This is a genomic window from Paraburkholderia sp. BR10954, assembly GCF_040965775.1.
Lineage (GTDB): Bacteria > Pseudomonadota > Gammaproteobacteria > Burkholderiales > Burkholderiaceae > Paraburkholderia > Paraburkholderia youngii.
Genome location: NZ_JBFRCK010000001.1, coordinates 552,775 through 569,355 on the forward strand (window position 1 = coordinate 552,775; position 16,581 = coordinate 569,355).

11 protein-coding genes are annotated in these 16,581 nt (G+C 65.6%); 6 read left to right on the forward strand and 5 right to left on the reverse strand.

The window, feature by feature from the left end:
* Nucleotides 1-256: 256 nt before the first annotated feature.
* Nucleotides 257-526 (forward strand): YodC family protein, encoded by a 270-nt coding sequence (locus AB4Y34_RS02630; protein WP_176383106.1) that lies wholly within the window; start codon nucleotides 257-259, stop codon nucleotides 524-526.
* A 78-nt stretch (nucleotides 527-604) separates the two neighbouring features.
* Here AB4Y34_RS02630 and AB4Y34_RS02635 read toward each other — a convergent pair whose 3' ends face one another.
* On the reverse strand, nucleotides 605-916 hold the full coding sequence (locus AB4Y34_RS02635) for a superinfection immunity protein (protein ID WP_176383104.1): 312 nt from the start codon (nucleotides 914-916) through the stop codon (nucleotides 605-607).
* A gap of 168 nt (nucleotides 917-1,084) precedes the next feature.
* On the opposite strand from AB4Y34_RS02635, the gene AB4Y34_RS02640 reads away from it, so the two are divergent.
* Both AB4Y34_RS02640 and AB4Y34_RS02645 read left to right on the forward strand, forming a co-directional pair.
* On the forward strand, nucleotides 1,085-2,542 hold the full coding sequence (locus tag AB4Y34_RS02640; protein WP_176110387.1) for a M20 family metallopeptidase: 1,458 nt from the start codon (nucleotides 1,085-1,087) through the stop codon (nucleotides 2,540-2,542).
* 90 nt (nucleotides 2,543-2,632) lie between these two features.
* On the forward strand, nucleotides 2,633-3,736 hold the full coding sequence (locus AB4Y34_RS02645; protein ID WP_176383102.1) for a malate/lactate/ureidoglycolate dehydrogenase: 1,104 nt from the start codon (nucleotides 2,633-2,635) through the stop codon (nucleotides 3,734-3,736).
* Nucleotides 3,737-3,754: 18 nt separating this feature from the next.
* Here AB4Y34_RS02645 and pdeR read toward each other — a convergent pair whose 3' ends face one another.
* Together pdeR and AB4Y34_RS02655 are read right to left on the reverse strand one after the other, a co-directional pair.
* Nucleotides 3,755-5,758, reverse strand: a complete 2,004-nt coding sequence (pdeR, locus tag AB4Y34_RS02650; protein ID WP_368715150.1) for a cyclic di-GMP phosphodiesterase — start codon at nucleotides 5,756-5,758, stop codon at nucleotides 3,755-3,757.
* 205 nt (nucleotides 5,759-5,963) lie between these two features.
* Nucleotides 5,964-10,505 (reverse strand): DEAD/DEAH box helicase, encoded by a 4,542-nt coding sequence (locus tag AB4Y34_RS02655; RefSeq protein ID WP_368715151.1) that lies wholly within the window; start codon nucleotides 10,503-10,505, stop codon nucleotides 5,964-5,966.
* 272 nt (nucleotides 10,506-10,777) lie between these two features.
* Here AB4Y34_RS02655 and AB4Y34_RS02660 point away from each other — a divergent pair, with 272 nt between their 5' ends.
* The 3 genes from AB4Y34_RS02660 (at nucleotide 10,778) to AB4Y34_RS02670 (ending at nucleotide 14,059) form a co-directional block, all read left to right on the forward strand.
* Nucleotides 10,778-11,833, forward strand: coding sequence for an aldo/keto reductase (locus AB4Y34_RS02660; protein ID WP_368715152.1), 1,056 nt, complete (start codon nucleotides 10,778-10,780; stop codon nucleotides 11,831-11,833).
* Nucleotides 11,834-11,987: 154 nt separating this feature from the next.
* Nucleotides 11,988-13,034 carry a YncE family protein gene (locus AB4Y34_RS02665; RefSeq protein WP_368715153.1) on the forward strand — a complete coding sequence of 349 codons (1,047 nt, stop codon included), beginning with the start codon at nucleotides 11,988-11,990 and terminating at the stop codon, nucleotides 13,032-13,034.
* A gap of 20 nt (nucleotides 13,035-13,054) precedes the next feature.
* Nucleotides 13,055-14,059, forward strand: a complete 1,005-nt coding sequence (locus AB4Y34_RS02670) for a sterol desaturase family protein (RefSeq protein WP_368715154.1) — start codon at nucleotides 13,055-13,057, stop codon at nucleotides 14,057-14,059.
* A gap of 75 nt (nucleotides 14,060-14,134) precedes the next feature.
* Here the strand turns inward: AB4Y34_RS02670 and AB4Y34_RS02675 are convergent, their stop codons facing one another.
* Nucleotides 14,135-15,472 carry an AAA-associated domain-containing protein gene (locus tag AB4Y34_RS02675; RefSeq protein ID WP_368590009.1) on the reverse strand — a complete coding sequence of 446 codons (1,338 nt, stop codon included), beginning with the start codon at nucleotides 15,470-15,472 and terminating at the stop codon, nucleotides 14,135-14,137.
* A gap of 10 nt (nucleotides 15,473-15,482) precedes the next feature.
* The coding region (locus tag AB4Y34_RS02680; protein ID WP_368715155.1) for an ABC transporter permease subunit at nucleotides 15,483-16,581 on the reverse strand (1,099 nt) is incomplete at its 5' end.

The following is a 16,581-nucleotide window of genomic DNA, read 5'->3' on the forward strand; positions in this document are numbered from 1 at the left end:
CCGGCAGTAACTCTTGCATTTGTGCGGTACCGCACATAGGGTTAGCCGCAAGTTTTCGCGGCGAATGTTTTGGAATGCCGGGGAACTTTAACCGTTTGGCATCAACCTCGGTTCAGTGAAAACGGTATCAATAAAAAGCGCTTGCCGCGTTTAAATTCGATTGTTAATCTGTCTAAACTTTAGAGTACCCATTCAACAGGTCGAAGTCGTTAAAGCCGGGCTCAACTTAAAAACGCTCAAGATAGGGGGACCCAAGATGCTGACCGCTACCATTGACGCATTCCAGACAACATCCGCCGCCTTCAACGTGGGCGACGTCGTCAAGTTAAAAGAAGGGGGCCCGCGCATGACCGTGACGTATGCAGGTCCGGTTGCACGCAGTCCGGGCGACTGGCTGATCTGTGAGTGGTTCGACGAACACGGCGAACTGCGTCATGAAACCTTTGCCACGCAAGCCGTGCGTGCGGAACCGCGCTCGATTCCGGCGGGCTCGGTACAGTGGAGTCGCATCGGGCGCGCGGCCTGAGTGACGCACGTGCGCTTCAATCAAGCCGTTTCCTGTTTTTCGTTTATTGCTCGTATTGCGCGAGCCGCCCGAATCGTTTCAGCGCTCGGGCCGGTCGCGCGCGGCCTCGCGTCGCCGCACGCGCAGCGTCAGTGCCGATGAAAACGCGCGCAAGGTCGACAGCTTGCGAGTCTCGACGACCTCGCTCGCCAGGCTCTCCGCCGGATTCGGCTGTAGCGCCCAATACAGCGCGAGCACCCAACCAAGCACGGTCCAGCCGAGGCAGGCGTTGAATAGCGCGAGCGTCAGCACGTCACGACGCTTGCGCCGGTCCGCGATGATCGCCGGCAGAAAATACAGCGCTAGCGCCAATGCCGCGCCGATGGCCTGAACGGCCACGTTGCCACTCATAAAAGCTCCTCATGCGCGATGCATGTAGTGATTGTCGCGCGAATGGCCGCCGCCCGCCGCGCACCCTGCGCGTTCCAGTTCCCACCCAATCACCGCAAGGGGTTTAGCCCGACACGCATCGGGACTATGATGATCGTTTCGACCGAACAGTACTTCACGGACCCGATCATGATCACCGACACGACCCAGCAGGCCCACCTCAACCCGGACACGCTACGAGCATTCGTCGAGCGCAAGTGGAACGACGAGATCGTGCCCGCGCTGACGGACTACATCGCGGTGCCGGCGAAGAGCCCGGCCTTCGATCCCGACTGGGCGAAGCATGGTTACCTCGAGCGCGTGATCACCGACGCCGCGAAATGGGCCGAGCAGCAACCGGTGCGCGGCCTGAAGCTCGAAGTGATCCGCCTGCCGGGACGCACGCCGGTGATCTTCTTCGAGACCGCCGCGACGCGCTCGGGCAGCACCGAAACCATCGTGCTGTACGGCCACCTCGACAAGCAGCCCGAGTTCGATGGCTGGCGCAACGACCTCGGTCCGTGGACGCCGAAGCTCGAGGACGGCAAGCTGTACGGCCGCGGCGGCGCGGACGACGGCTACGCGATCTACGCGAGCCTGACGGCGCTCGCCGCGCTCGATGCGCAAGGTGTCGAGCGTCCGCGCTGTGTCGGGCTGATCGAAACCTGCGAGGAGTCGGGCAGCTACGATCTGCTGCCCTACGTCGACGCGCTGCGCGAGCGGCTCGGTAACGTCGGGCTGGTCGTGTGTCTCGATTCGGGCGCGGGCAATTACGATCAGTTGTGGCTGACCACGTCGCTGCGCGGGCTCGTCGCCGGCGATCTCGAAGTGCAGGTGCTCGACGAGGGGATTCACTCGGGGGTCTACGGCGGCATCGTGCCGTCGAGCTTCCGCATCATGCGTCAACTATTCGACCGTCTCGAAGACTCCGCGAACGGCACGCTGCTGCCAAAGGGTTTTCATTGCCCGGTGCCGGCCGATCGTCTGCGCGAAGCGGAGGCTGCCGCGAGGATTCTCGGCGATGACGTGTGGAAGAAGATGCCGTGGGCATGCGGGCAGGACGGCCGTCAGGTGCTGCCGACCACGACCGATCCACAGGAGGCGCTGCTCAATTCGACGTGGCGTCCTTCGCTGTCGGTGACGGGCGCGGCCGGCTTGCCCGCGCTCGCCGACGCCGGCAACGTGCTGCGTCCGCGCACCGCGTTCAAGCTGTCGCTGCGTCTGCCGCCGACCATCGAAGCGGAAAAGGCCGTCGCCGAACTGAAGGCGCTGCTCGAATTCGATCCGCCGTACAACGCGAAGGTCACGTTCAAGCCGGATGCGGGCGCGGCGAGCGGCTGGAACGCGCCGGAGGTCGCACCGTGGCTGGCCACCGCGCTCAGCGATGCATCGCGTCAGCACTTCGGCGCAGACGCCGCCTACATGGGCCTCGGCGGCACCATCCCATTGATGAATGTGCTGAAGGCGGGCTTCCCGAAGTCGCAGTTCATGGTGTGCGGCGTGCTTGGGCCGAAGTCGAATGCGCATGGGCCCAACGAGTTCCTGCACGTGCCGTACGGCAAGAAACTGACGGCCGCGGTTGCCGAAGTGATCGCCGCGGCGCCGTGAGTCGTGGCCTCGTTTGAGTTGGGCTCGGGCGCGACCCGGGCCCGTTGTTGACTGATGCTTCCTTCCGTTCGAACCACACCGACACGCTGAATGACCGACTCCCAGACTGCCCAAGCCGACACGCCCCGGATTCCGGCCGATCAACTGCATGCCTACGTCAGGGCGATCTGGGAGCGAGCGGGCAGTGCGCCGCGCGAAGCGGAGCTGATCGCCGATCATCTGGTGGCCGCGAATCTGACCGGACACGACTCGCATGGCGTCGGCATGATCCCGCGCTATGTCGAATCGCTCGCCGACCAGCAACTGCAACTGAATCGGCATGCCGACGTCATCAAAGACGCCGGCGCGGTGCTGACCGTCGAAGGCGGCAAGGGCTTCGGTCAGGTGATCGCGTTCGAGGCGATGGAGCGGGGCATCGAGCGCGCGCGGCGGCTCGGCATCTGCGCGGTGGGCTTGCGCGGCGCGCATCATATCGGCCGCATCGGGCACTGGGCCGAGCAGTGCGCGCGCGCCGGCCTGGTGTCGTTCCACTTCGTCAACGTGGCGGGCGATCCGCTCGTCGCGCCGTTCGGCGGCGCGGACCGCCGCATCGGCACGAATCCGTTCTGCGCGGCTTATCCGCGACCCGGCAAGCCGCCTCTCGTGCTCGACTTCGCGACCAGTACCATCGCGTTCGGCAAGACGCGCGTCGCGTATAACCAGGGCAAGCACACGCCACCCGGCGCGCTGATCGATCACGAAGGCATGCCGACGCTCGAACCGAAAGTCATGCACGAAGCGCCGTTCGGCGCGCTGACACCGTTCGGTGGCCACAAGGGTTTCGGTCTCGCGGCGATGTGCGAGATTTTCGGCGGTGCGCTGTCGGGCGGCTTCACGACGCACGCGGACACGCTCTGTACCACGCACGCGATCATCAACTGCATGCTGTCGGTGATCATCGATCCGACCGCATTCGACGCGCCCGATGCGCAAGCCGAAGCCGATGCGTTCCTCGCGTGGGTGAAGGCGTCGCCGCTCGCGGCGGGCACCGAGCGCATCTACGAACCCGGCGAGCCCGAGCGCGTCACACGCGCGCAACGCGAGGCCGCCGGCATTCCGATCGACGCGGCTACGTGGACGCAAATCCACTGCGCGGCGCGCGCCGTCGGAATGAGTGCGGATGAAGTGGCAGGCTGGTCCGCGCGCCTCGGCTGAAGCGCGCGACGGCAAGGCTCAGGCGATCAGCCTGAGCTTGCGCCGATCGAGCAGCCAGCGCTCGAACTCGGTGGCGGGCATCGGCCGCGCGTACAGGAAACCCTGCACGTAATCGACGCCCAGGCCCTTCATGAAGGTTTCTTCCGCTTCGGTTTCGATCCCCTCGGCGACGACCTGGAAATCGAGTTCCTGCGCGACCGCGACCATCGAGCGCACCAGCGCCTGTGCCTTCATGTCAGCGTGGATCGAGCGCGTGAAGCTGCGGTCGAGCTTGATCACGTCGAGCGGAATACGGCCGAGTTGCGACAGCGACGAGTAGCCGGTGCCGAAGTCGTCCAGATGCACCTGCGCGCCGAGCTGGCGAAACTGCTTGATCAGTTCGATCGCGGCCGCTTCGTTTTCGATCAGACAGCTTTCGGTCAACTCGAGATCGATCAGGCAGGGATCGAGGCTCGCATGCTGCAACGCCTCGGTGAAATGGCGGACCACGGCCGTATCGGTGAGCTGTCGCGCCGACACGTTGATCGCCACGCGCAGGTCGTAGCCGGCCGCCTTCCAGCGGGCCGCCTGTTTCGCGGCGGTTTCCATCACCCAGCGGCCGAGCACGCCGATCAAGCCGGATTCCTCGGCATAACGGATGAATTCCGCAGGCATGATCTGCCCGCGCTCCGGCGAGTTCCAGCGCACCAGCGCTTCCGCGCCTTGTACGGCGCCCGTGGCGAGGTTCAGCTTCGGCTGATAGTGCAGCGCGAACTGGCCTTCCTCGAGCCCGCGGCGCAGATTCGTGTCGAGCCACATGAACTCAGCGACGCGGCGGTTCATGTCCGGCGAGAACACGCGATGCGTACGCTTGCCTTCGTCCTTCGCGACGTACATCGCGGTGTCGGCCGAACGGATCAGCGATTCGAGCGTTTCGCCATGCTCGGGCCAACGCGCGATGCCGATCGAGCAGCCGGTATAGACCTCGACGAGCCCGACCGCGAACGGCATGCGCATGCGATCGAGAATGCGCTGCGCGGTGTTTTCCAGGCCATACGCTGAGCCCTTCGCCGCGAGCACGATGAATTCGTCGCCCCCGAGACGCGCGAGCGAGTCGCCCGGATTCAGACAGTTGCGGATCGCGTCCGACACATCGCAGATCAGCCGGTCGCCGAACACGTGGCCGTAGTGATCGTTGACCTTCTTGAAGTTGTCGAGATCGAGAAACAGTACGCCGACGGTTTCGCCGGGCGCGGCCTGTTCGATCGCGATCTGGATTCGCTCCTGGATCGCGTTGCGATTGGCGAGGCCGGTGAGCGGGTCGGTGGTGGCCTGCTCGATCAGGCGGTCCTGCGCGAGCCGTTGCTCAGTGATGTCGGTGCCCGAGCAGATCAGGAACTGGTCTTCGATGCCGCTGCCGCTCCTCACGAACTTGTTGCGAAACAGGAACAGCCGCTCGCCATGCACCGTTTTGATGCGCCGTTCGATCTCGTACGGTTCGCCACGGTTGAAGAACTGCGCGCCGACCTGGTTCGAGACCGCGCCGTCGTCTGACGACATGAACAGCGTCCAGACGCTGCGGCCGATGATGTCCTCTTCCTTGAGTCCGGTCAGCTCCTCGGCGAGCCGGTTGAAGCGTTGTATCCGGCCGTGCCGGTCGACGATGACGACGACCGAATTCACCTCGGAGACGACCTGTTCGGCGAACGACAGACCGTGCAACAGTGCACGCGCGACGGATTCGGTGTCGGCATGGGTCGAGGCGGTGCCGCCCCAGCGATGGCAATCGAGTTTCTTGCCGACCATATGCAGCCGCAGCGGCGCGCCGTCCAACTGCACGTCGACGACTACGTGCGAGGTGACGCCGCTCAGCGCGCGGATCTGGGAGGCTTGGCAAGAGTTGAGGGGAATGGCGACGCCGGCAGCCGCGTGGCCGTGCGCCGGCGCGAGTTCCAGCGTGTCGCTGGCCGCCGCCAGGCACCAGCGAGGGCTGCTCGTGCCGAACCGCGCGTGAAGCACCTGGTCGTGTAGCTCGTCGCTCATGAAATCCCCGGAGAGTGCCGGCGGTCGCTATCAAGGCGGGCGGCGGCAGACGGTCTTCCTCATACTAAAGTGAAACTGCCCCATTGTATCTAAGCGTGACAGTTCGAGCGAAGAATCATTAACGTTTTGCTAACCATGAGCACGGGCCGGCGTGGCCGCACGCGGCGGCATGATGGCGTGGCAAAACGACGCCACGGTGACGTCGTCAGAAGCGGTGTGTGAGCAGCGCGCGGGCCCGTTCGCGCTCGATCGGATCGGCGTCGAGCGCCGCGTCGAACCAGAACTTGCCGGCCATCAGCGTGGCGGCTACCACGCCGTCGCGATACAGCACGCGGTTGCCGGTCACGGCTGGCACCTTGTCGCCGACCAGCAGCGTGCCGACGAGATTCAGCGGATCGGTTCCTGCGACGCAGATAAGCGCACCGTCGTTCGCTTGCCGCCGCACCTCGCGCAGCAGCGGAATCGCCTCGGGCAGCGCGAACTGCTCGCCCGCGAGCCCGTTGACGAAACGCCCGCCGCGGATCACGCCACGCGCCTCGAGCCGCTGCAGCACGCGCAGCAGATCGCGCCACGGCGGGAGCCATTCGGCCTCGCGTTCGAGCACGCGCCAGAACACCACGCCGTAGCGGCGCAACAACGTCATTGCGACGTGTTCGAGCACCTCGGGCGCCAACTGACTGCGCCGCTCGGACGGATTTTCCGGCCCGACGGCGGACGGGCGGCTTACGAGCGCCCAACGCCCGGCGTCGTCCATGCCGCCGATCAGCGCGCTCGCTCGCGCGCGCCGGCTGCTGGAAGACGCATTGCGTTTGGCGACCGGCTTCAGCAACGCGCGCAGACCCGCGAAGCTGTCCGAGTTCGCGAGGCCGGCCGCGACCAGCTCGCCGAGCGCGTTTTCGAGCTCCATGCGCAGCACGCGCACCTCGGCGAGCAGTTCGTCGAAGAACATCGCGCCGTGTTGCGCGAGGGTGTCGTGCACGCTTTGCGCGAGCGCCGACAGCTCGACCTGGCGCGCCGGATCGAGCAGCGCGCGCCAGGCGCGCAACTGCGCGCGCGGCAGCAGCACGATCGGCGTGCCGCGGACCGGACCGGCGGCGCCGCGCGCCCGCTCGGTCAGGCGGGTCCAGACGATCTTGCCGGCGCGGCATAGCTCATCGAGCGAACTGCTGGTGTAGGCGCGCACCCGCGCGGGCAGGATGTCCTCCTCCCATGCGCCGGCCGCGGCCTGGAAGCCTTCGAGCTGGTCCAGCGCGGCGGCGAGCGCGTCGCGGCCTTCGGCGCGCGTGGTCGGCGTCAGATGCTGCCATTCGAACAGGAAGCGCATGAAGTCGTGCCGCTCGACCGGCTCGATCTCACGCCGCAGCCGCTTCACCGTGTAGCGATGGATGCGTGCGAGCAGGTGCCGCTCGCACCATTCTTCGCGGCTCGTGTGCGGCGTGAAACGGCCGCGCAACAGATAACCTTCGGCTTCGAGACGGATCAGCGCCGGTTCGATCCGGTCGGCGGGCAAACCGAGCGGGCGCGCGATCGCGTCGACCGTCAGCGGGCCGAAACCGGTCAGCCGCGCGCGCAGCACGTCGACGAGCGCGTCGTCGGCGCTCCAGCTTTCGGTGTAGCCCTTCGGGGCGCTCAGCGGCGGCGTGTAGCGATTGCGCGCGATTTCGGGGTAGAGCGCTTCGAAGCAGGTCAGGCGTTCGGCGGGCAGCCACAGCGCGCCGTCGCTGAACTTGTCGTTGCCCGTGCTTGCGTTTGCTTGCGCGGCCAGCGGCAAGCGCGTCGCCCGGCCGGCTTTCGCCAACGCCGCAAGCAGCGTCGGCCAATCTTCATGCGTGCGCGCCTCGGCTTCTGTGATGCAGGCGAGGCCCGTCAGCGCTTCGTGCATTTCGTCGGCGTTGCGTGCTTGCGGCCAGGCCTCGTCGCGCACGCTGTCGATCGCGGCGGCGTCGAGCGCGCCGAGATCGTCGGCGCTTTCAGGGTCGGTCCAGCGGCGGTTCAGCACCGCCTGGGTGCGGCGCTCTTCGATCGGCGCGTCGTCCAGGTACGCGTACGGTTTCGCGGTCAGGATTTCGGCGGCGAGCGGCGACGGCGCCGGCAGATCACGCGCGACGAGCCGCAACTCGCCGTGCTCGATCTGGCGTAGCAGCGCGAGCCAGCGTTCGCTGTCCATCGCGTCGTGCAGGCAGTCGTCGATGGTTTGGTCGACTAATGGGTGGCGCGGCACCTCGCGTTCGCCGACGACGTTCTCCAGACACGCGGCCTGTTCGGGAAATACGCTTGCAAGCAGATCCTCGCTACGCATGCGCTGCAGTTGCGGCGCGGTCTTGCGCCCGCCCGTGTAGCGCGGCAGGCCGAGCGAGGTCGTCGCGTTCCAGCGCCAGCGCACGCCGAATAACGGCGCATCGAGCAGCGCCTGGATCAGCAGATGCTCGGCGCTGTTCGAATGCAGATAGCGCCACACATCGTCGAGCACGAACGAGTGGCTGCCGGTCAACGACAGCACGATCGCGTCTTCTGTGGCCGCCGCCTGCAGCTCGAAGTTGAAGCTGCGGCAGAAGCGCTTGCGCAGCGCGAGCCCCCACGCGCGATTCACGCGGCTGCCGAACGGTGAGTGGATCACGAGCTGGGTGCCGCCCGATTCGTCGAAGAAGCGCTCCATCACGAGCGTGCTCTGCGTCGGCAAGACTCCGAGCGCGGCGCGGGCGCGCGCCAGGTATTCGACGATCTGGCGCGCGGCCGGTTCGTCGAGCGCGAGGTTGTTGGCGAGCCAGGTGATAGCGTGGTCGAGACGCGGCGCGGTGGGCTCGAGTTCGCTTGCGGCTACTGCGGTTGCCGTGTTTGCTCGTGTCTCGCCCTCCGTCAGCAACGCTTCGACCTGCTCCCGCAATCTCGCAACCGCGAACGACAGCTCGTCGCTGCGCCCCGGCGCCTCGCCGAGCCAGAACGGAATGTTCGGCGGTTGCCCCTGCGCGTCCTCGACCCGCACGCGGCCGCTTTCGATGCGCAGAATCCGGTACGACGCGTTGCCGAGCTGGAACACATCGCCGGCGAGGCTTTCGACCGCGAAGTCCTCGTTGACGGTGCCGATATTGAGCGCCTGCGGTTCGAGCACGACCGCGTAATCGGCGTTCTCGGGAATCGTGCCGCCCGAGGTCACCGCGACCAGCTTGCCGCCGCGCCGGCCGCGCAACGTGCCGCTGACCGCATCGCGATGCACATACGCAGCACGCGGACCGTGGCGGCTCGTGTAGCCCTCGGCGAGCATGCGCAGCACCGCGTCGTATTGCTCGCGCGGCAGATCCGCATACGGCGCGGCACGCCGCAGCATGTCGAACAGCGCATCCTCGCTCCACTCGGCGCTCGATACCTCCGCGACGATCTGTTGCGCGAGCACGTCGAGCGGCGCGCGCGGGATGCGCAACGCATCGAGCTCGCCACGCCGCACGCAATCGAGCAGCGCCGCGCATTCGAGCAGATCGTCGCGCGAGGCCGGAAACAGCCGCCCCTTCGGCATGCCACCAACGTGGTGCCCCGAGCGGCCGACGCGTTGCAGGAACGGCGCGATCGCGCGCGGCGAACCCATCTGGCAGACGAGATCGACGTCGCCGATATCGATGCCGAGCTCCAGCGACGCGGTCGCGATCAGCACGCGCAGCTCGCCGCGTTTCAGGCGCTGTTCGGCGTCGAAACGATGTTCTTTCGCGAGGCTGCCGTGATGCGCGGCGACCGCGTCCTTGCCGAGCCGCTCGGTCAGATGGCGGGCGGCGCGCTCGGCCATGCGGCGCGTGTTGACGAAGATGAGCGTCGTGCGATGCTGCGCGACCAGTTCGGCGAGCCGGTCGTAGACGCGCTCCCACACTTCGTTGGCCATCACCGCTTCGAGCGGCACCGGCGGGATCTCGAGCGCGAGGTCGCGCGCGCGGACGTGACCGACGTCGATCACCGCGCACTCGGCCGGCACGTCGCTATCGAGGCTCGCGCCGCCGACCAGAAACCGCGCGACCGCGCTGACCGGCTTTTGCGTCGCCGACAGCCCGATGCGCGGCAGGGGCCGGCCGCAGAGCGCGTCGAGCCGTTCGAGGCTCAGCGCGAGATGACTGCCGCGCTTGCTGCCCGCGAGCGCGTGAATTTCATCGACGATCAGCGTGCGCACCGTCGCCAGCATGCGGCGGCCCGAATCGGAGCCGAGCAGCACGTACAGCGACTCGGGCGTCGTCACGAGAATGTGCGGCGCGCGTTTTTTCAGCGCGTTGCGTTCCTGCTGCGTGGTGTCGCCGGTGCGCACGGCGGTGCGGATGTCGAGCGGCGGCAGGCCGAGCGCGTCGAGTTCGGCGGCGATGCCTTGGAGCGGCAGTTGCAGGTTCAGACGGATGTCGTTCGACAGCGCCTTCAGCGGCGACACGTAGACGACCAGCGTTTCGTCGGGCAGCGCGCCGTCGTTCGCGAGGCCTTGCGACACCAGGTCGTTCAGCGCGGACAGGAACGCCGTCAGCGTCTTGCCGGAGCCGGTCGGCGCGGCGACCAGCGTCGAGCGGCCGCTGCGGATTTGCGGCCAGGCGGCGGCTTGCGCATCGGTCGGGGCGGCGAAGGTTTTCTGGAACCAGCTGGCAACGGCCGGGTGAAAGCCGGCGAGCGCCTGCGGGGCCGGCGGTAAGGTAGGTGCGACGGGCCGCGCCGCGCTCGCGGTGGGGCGGGCCTTGCGGGAGCGGGGCGCCGCGTCGAGTGCGGCGGCAGATTTTGCCGAAGTCATGCTCGTGTAGATGAGGGCGGAGCGGGGGATATCCAGTGGGGGGTGGCTGGATCAGTACTCGCTAATGTCGCCCGTTTTTGCGGTTGCGGGGCATTCGACGCTGACGACGCAGTAGCGGTCAGTCTCGCAGGTTTTCGGCGCTCGTGTGCGGCGCGTTGGGCGTTGCGTAACTGCTTGAATTCGTAGTTTCGCCGCGTGCGCCCGTCCTGCCAGCGTCCGCCATTTGCAGTACGCTTGACGATTCTCCCTGTCCCCACGATGGAGCGTCGACGATGCGATATAACCAGTTGGGCCGTACCGGTGTGTTTGTCTCAGAGTTGTGTTTGGGCACGATGACCTTCGGCGGTGGCGAAGGCATCTGGCGGCAGATCGGCGATCTGCAGCAAAGCGACGCGGAGCGGCTGGTCGGCCGGGCGCTCGACGCGGGCATCAATTTCATCGACACGGCCGACGTCTACTCGGGCGGCCTGTCCGAGCTGATCACGGGCAACGCTCTGAAAAACCTGAAAGTGCCGCGCGACAAGGTCGTGATCGCGACCAAGGTGTTCGGCCAGACCGGCGAGTTCGCCAACGCGCGCGGTGCGTCGCGCTATCACATCCTCGACGGCATCAAGGCGAGCCTGAAGCGTCTACAACTCGATCACGTCGACCTCTATCAGATCCACGGTTTCGATCCGGCCACGCCGATCGAAGAAACCGTGCGCGCGCTCGATACGCTCGTGCAGCACGGCCACGTGCGCTATGTCGGCGTGTCGAACTGGGCCGCATGGCAAATCGCGAAGGCGCTCGGCATCGCCGAGCGGCTCGGCGCCGCGCGCTTCGAAACGCTGCAGGCGTATTACACGCTCGCGGGCCGCGATCTCGAACGCGAGCTCGTGCCGATGCTGCAAAGCGAAGGCCTCGGCCTGATGGTATGGAGTCCGCTCGCGGGCGGTTTTCTGAGCGGCAAATACGGACGTGAACAGCAGGGCGAAGCGGGCAGCCGTCGCACGACTTTCGATTTTCCGCCGGTCAATCGCGAACGCGCGTACGACTGCATCGACCTGATGCGCGAGATGGCCGCGGCGAAGACCGTATCGGTCGCACAGATCGCGCTGGCGTGGCTGCTGCATCAGCGTGTCGTCAGCACGGTGATCGTCGGCGCGAAGAAAATCGAGCAGCTCGACGACAACATCGCGGCGACCAACGTCGCGCTATCCGCCGATGAGCTCGCGAAGCTCGCCGAGGTCAGCGCGCTGCCAGCCGAGTATCCGGGCTGGATGCTGGAGCGGCAAGGCGAACAGCGCCGGCAACAACTGGCCGAGGTTCGGCATGTCGTGCAGCGATAGCGCGACGGCGTTTTCGCGAACGCTGAAGAAGGCCTGATCTTCATCGTTGGGCGGCGCGAGTTCGAGGCTCGCGCGGCCGCGATCTTCATCACATTTGCCACGCGATTGCGCGTAGACTTCACACGGCAGGTCTTCTTCCGCATCGGCCGCACCGATGCCCAGCGTTGTATTTCAGAGTCCTATCCGGTTCGTGACATTCGCATTCGCTTCGATTACAAAAACCGGCGTTTTCGTGGCGTTGGCTTGCTGTTCGCTGACATTGCCTCATCTCGCCCACGCCGCCGACAAAGTGATCGTGCTCGACTCGGGCGAAGCGCAGCTTACGTTGATCGATCCCGTCACGCACAAAGTGATCGGCACCGAGCCGACCGGCAAGGAGCCTCATCATCTGATGATCACGCCCGATGGTCGTTCGCTGATCGTCGCGGATGCGATTTCGAACGACCTGATGTTCGTCGACCCGCACAGCGGCCGGGTGCAACGCCGTGTCGAGGGCATCGAAGACCCGTACCAGCTCGGCTTTTCGGCCGACCACAAGTGGTTCGTTACAGCGGGCCTGAGGCTCGATCGCATCGATATCTATCACTACGATGGCGAGAACATGACGCTCGCGAAGCGGATTCCGCTCGCGAAGACCCCGAGCCACCTGACCTTTTCAGCCGACAACCGCACCGTGTTCGTCACGCTTCAGGACACGGGCGAGGTCGCGGCGATCGATCTGCCGACACAGTCAGTGTCGTGGAAGCTGCACGTGGGCAAGACGCCGGCCGGACTCTGGATGACCCCGGGCGATCGTTATCTGCTCGTCGGCATGACGGGCGAAGACAATGTCGCGGTGGTCGACTGGAAGAACCGCCAACTCGTGAAGAAGATCCACACGGGCCGCGGCGCGCACAACTTCCGCAATCTCGACGATGGCCAGCATCTTGCCGTGTCGAATCGCGTGGAGAACACGATCAGCATTCTCGATTACAACACGCTGACCAAAGTGGCCGACATAACCGGTTTGATGCCGGGCCCTGACGACATGGAACTATCGGCGGACCGGCGCTATCTATGGGTCACGTTCCGCTTCGCGAGGCACGTTGGCGTCATCGACCTGAGCACGCATCGGCTGGTGGATACGATCGTGGTGGGGCGCTCGCCGCACGGTCTTTATTTCGCCAACCGCGCGCCGGTCTACGCGCCCAATCCCGACTGAGGCAACCCGAAAGGCTTTACATGATTCACGAACTCGCCGCTCAACTCGACAATGGCATCTCGGCCCTGCAGACGCTGCTGTACGTCGACGTGGTCCAGCCGATCTTCTACCGCTTCAATCTGATGGGCTATGACGAAGACACTTACGACGCGCTCTACTGGGTGATCGTCGGCGCGATGCAGATACTGGTGTCGTACCTGGTGTTGCGCCCGCTCGAAGCGCTGCGCCCGGTGGAGACATGGGCGGACCGCAGGGCGTTGCGCGCGGACGTGATCTACACGTGGATCGCCAAGCTCGGCATCGTCAATCTTGCGTTCTTCTTTCTGCTGCAGCCGTTCTTCAATCATTGGCAGAGCCTGATGGCGATCCACAACGTGCCCAACATCGACGTCGATGATTTGTGGCCGGGCGTCACCGATCAGCCGCTCGTGTCGTTTCTGATCTACCTGGTCGTGCTCGATTTCGCCGGCTACTGGTATCACCGCTGGCAACATCGGTTCGGCGTGTGGTGGGAATTGCATGCGGTTCATCACAGCCAGCGGCAGATGTCGCTGTGGGCCGACGACCGCAATCACTTTTTGGACGACATCTTGCAGGCGGCGTTTTTTGCGGCCCTTGCGCTGTTCATCGGCGTGCAGCCAAACCAATTCGTCGTGCTCGTCGCGCTCGGCAATTTCATGCAGAGCGTGCAGCACGTGAATGCGCGCCTCCCGTATGGATGGTTGCTCGAACGCCTGATCGTGAGCCCGGCGTTTCATCGGCGTCATCATGCGATTGGCTATGGCCACGAAGGCACCCGCTACGGCTGCAACTTCGGCGTGCTGTTCCCGTGGTGGGACATGCTGTTCGGCACCGCGTCGTGGGAGCGCGCCGTCGAGCCGACCGGCATCCGCGATCAGCTGCCCGCGCCGCATGGTGCCGCGCGCTCGTATGGGGATGGGCTGATCGCTCAGCAGTGGTACGCGTTCGGCCGGATCGCCGGGCGGCTGCGTGGCCGGCATGTTGCGGGCGAGATCAATCCATGAAGTTCGGGGCGAACTGAAATATGGCCGCGGAGCACCTCCGTCAGGTTCTCCGCGGCCATTTCGTTTCGGCCCCGCTCAGGTCTCGACATCCGCGAGACTGAAGGTTTCCGTCTTGTCGTTGTACGAGAAGATTTCCGCGTAACGGCCCCAGTCGATCACCGCATCGAGGGTTTCCTGCGCCGCGCTGTCGGACAGCAGGTCCTCGAGCTCCTGCTCGAAGCGCACGCGCGGCGCGCGATGTCCGGGCCGTTCGTTGAGGACCTTCCTGATTCGCGCGGCGAGCGGCACACACTGCAACAGATGATCGGCGAACATGATCTTGCGCTCCTGCGTGCTGCCCTCGGCGAATCGATGCGCGGGCGGCGTGAGGAACACATCGCCCTCGCTGACTTCGGCAAAGCCGAGGTACTGCAGCATCTCCGCGATCGGGAACAGTTCGTCGACTTCCAACTGCAGCGTGCGCGCAATCTCGGGCATGTCGGCGCGGCCGTTATAGGGCGCTGCCGCAAGCGTTTCGATAAGACCAGCCATCAGGTTCGTCGACACGTTCGGCAACCAGCTGCCGGGTTCGAGTTCGCGTTTGGCCGCGGCTCCAGTGGGGCGCGCGGTCATCTTCGCGTAGATTTCGTCGACGAGCGCGCGAAAATCCGGGTCGAGCCGGTTGCGCGGATGAGCGAACGGCACCACGGTCTCGGCCACCACGCGCCCGGGGTTCGACGACAGTACGAGGATGCGATCGCACATGAATACGGCTTCCTCGATGTTGTGCGTGACTATAAGAACCGACTTGATCGGCATGCGGTCCTGGTTCCACAGGTCGAGCAGGTCGGTACGCAGCGTTTCGGCGGTCAGCACGTCGAGCGCGGAGAACGGCTCATCCATCAGCAGGATGGTCGGATCGACGACGAGCGCGCGTGCGAAGCCGACGCGCTGCCGCATGCCGCCCGACAGCTCGCGCGGATACGCGTTTTCGAAGCCGTCGAGACCGATCAGATCGATCGCCGCGAGCGCGCGCGTGCGCCGCTCCTCGATGCCGACGCCGAGCGCCTCCAGCCCCGCTTCGACGTTCTGCAGCACCGTCAGCCACGGAAACAACGCGAAGGTCTGGAACACCATCGCGACGCCCTCGGCTGGACCGTCGAGCGGCTTGCCCAGGTAGGTGACGTTGCCGCTCGTCGGCCGGATCAAACCGGCGATGATGCGCAGCAGCGTCGACTTGCCCGAGCCCGAGCGGCCGAGCAGTCCGACGATCTCGCCCTCGCGCAGCGTCAGATTCACGTCGTCGAGCACCAGCAGCTCGCTCTGATTTTTATGAAAGCCGCGGCTCACGTGCTCGATGTTCAGCACCTGCGCGCCCAGGCGCGGCGACGACTGGAGCAGGTCGGCGGGGATGGCTTGAATGACGTTTTGCATGGCTTTACTCCTAGTCGAGTCGGAGCCTTGATTCGGCGAAGGCATACAGGGGGCGCCACAGCGCGCGGTTGAACAGCGTGACGAATAGCGCCATCACGGCGACGCCAAGGATGATCTTCGGAAAGTCGCCGGCGGCGGTCGTCTCGGCGATATAGGCGCCGAGGCCATGCGCGGCGACCTTGGTATCGCCCCACTGGACGAACTCGGACACGATGCTCGCGTTCCACGCACCGCCCGACGCGGTGATCGCGCCGGTCACGTAGTAAGGGAACACGCCCGGCAGCATCACCTGGCGCCACCATTGCCAGCCGCGGATGCGGAAGTTGGTGGCCGCCTCGCGGTAGTCGTTCGGATAGGCGGTCGCGCCCGCGATCACGTTGAACAGGATGTACCACTGCGTGCCGAGCACGATCAGCGGCGACAGCCAGATATCCGGATTCAGATGAAAGCGCACGATCACGATCACGAACACCGGGAACAGCAGATTCGCGGGAAACGCGGCGAGAAATTGCGCGAGCGGCTGGACCTTTTCCGCGAGCGCCGGACGCAGGCCGATCAGCACGCCGATCGGCACCCAGATCAGCGACGAGATCGCGATCAGCACGGCGACGCGCAGCAGCGTGATGAGCCCGAGCAGGAACACGTGACCGACCTCGTCGAGCGTCACGCCGGTACGCACATAGGCGACGACGCGATAGATCACATAGACCGTCAGCACGAATACGAGCATGCCCCACACGATGTCCCCGACGCGTGTCGAAGTGTCACTGCGCGCTCGGCTGGCACGCCGGACGTTCGCGAAAGGCACACGCAAAGGGATGCGCGCGGTGCTCGCGAGCATCACGCCCGCCGGCGTCAGCAACTGATGAATCAGACGTGTGCGCCGCATCATGTCGAGCAGCCAGGACTGCGGCGCGTTGCCCGAACTCGTGGTCTCCATGCGGAACTTGTCGGCCCACGCGACGAGCGGACGGAACAGCAACTGGTCATAGGCGAGGATCACGACCGTCATCGCGAGGATGACCCAGCCGATCGCGTGCAGGTTCTTGTCGCTGATCGCCTGCGCGAGGTAGGCGCCGATGCCCGGCAGCGTAATCGTGTTGTTGCCG

Excerpts from the sequence above, each read along its gene's own strand:
- AB4Y34_RS02630 (WP_176383106.1), top strand. The coding sequence starts at position 257 with ATGCTGACCGCTACCATTGACGCATTCCAGACAACATCCGCCGCCTTC.
- AB4Y34_RS02635 (WP_176383104.1), bottom strand. The coding sequence starts at position 916 with ATGAGTGGCAACGTGGCCGTTCAGGCCATCGGCGCGGCATTGGCGCTA.
- AB4Y34_RS02640 (WP_176110387.1), top strand. The coding sequence starts at position 1,085 with ATGATCACCGACACGACCCAGCAGGCCCACCTCAACCCGGACACGCTA.
- AB4Y34_RS02645 (WP_176383102.1), top strand. The coding sequence starts at position 2,633 with ATGACCGACTCCCAGACTGCCCAAGCCGACACGCCCCGGATTCCGGCC.
- pdeR (WP_368715150.1), bottom strand. The coding sequence starts at position 5,758 with ATGAGCGACGAGCTACACGACCAGGTGCTTCACGCGCGGTTCGGCACG.
- AB4Y34_RS02655 (WP_368715151.1), bottom strand. The coding sequence starts at position 10,505 with ATGACTTCGGCAAAATCTGCCGCCGCACTCGACGCGGCGCCCCGCTCC.
- AB4Y34_RS02660 (WP_368715152.1), top strand. The coding sequence starts at position 10,778 with ATGCGATATAACCAGTTGGGCCGTACCGGTGTGTTTGTCTCAGAGTTG.
- AB4Y34_RS02665 (WP_368715153.1), top strand. The coding sequence starts at position 11,988 with ATGCCCAGCGTTGTATTTCAGAGTCCTATCCGGTTCGTGACATTCGCA.
- AB4Y34_RS02670 (WP_368715154.1), top strand. The coding sequence starts at position 13,055 with ATGATTCACGAACTCGCCGCTCAACTCGACAATGGCATCTCGGCCCTG.
- AB4Y34_RS02675 (WP_368590009.1), bottom strand. The coding sequence starts at position 15,472 with ATGCAAAACGTCATTCAAGCCATCCCCGCCGACCTGCTCCAGTCGTCG.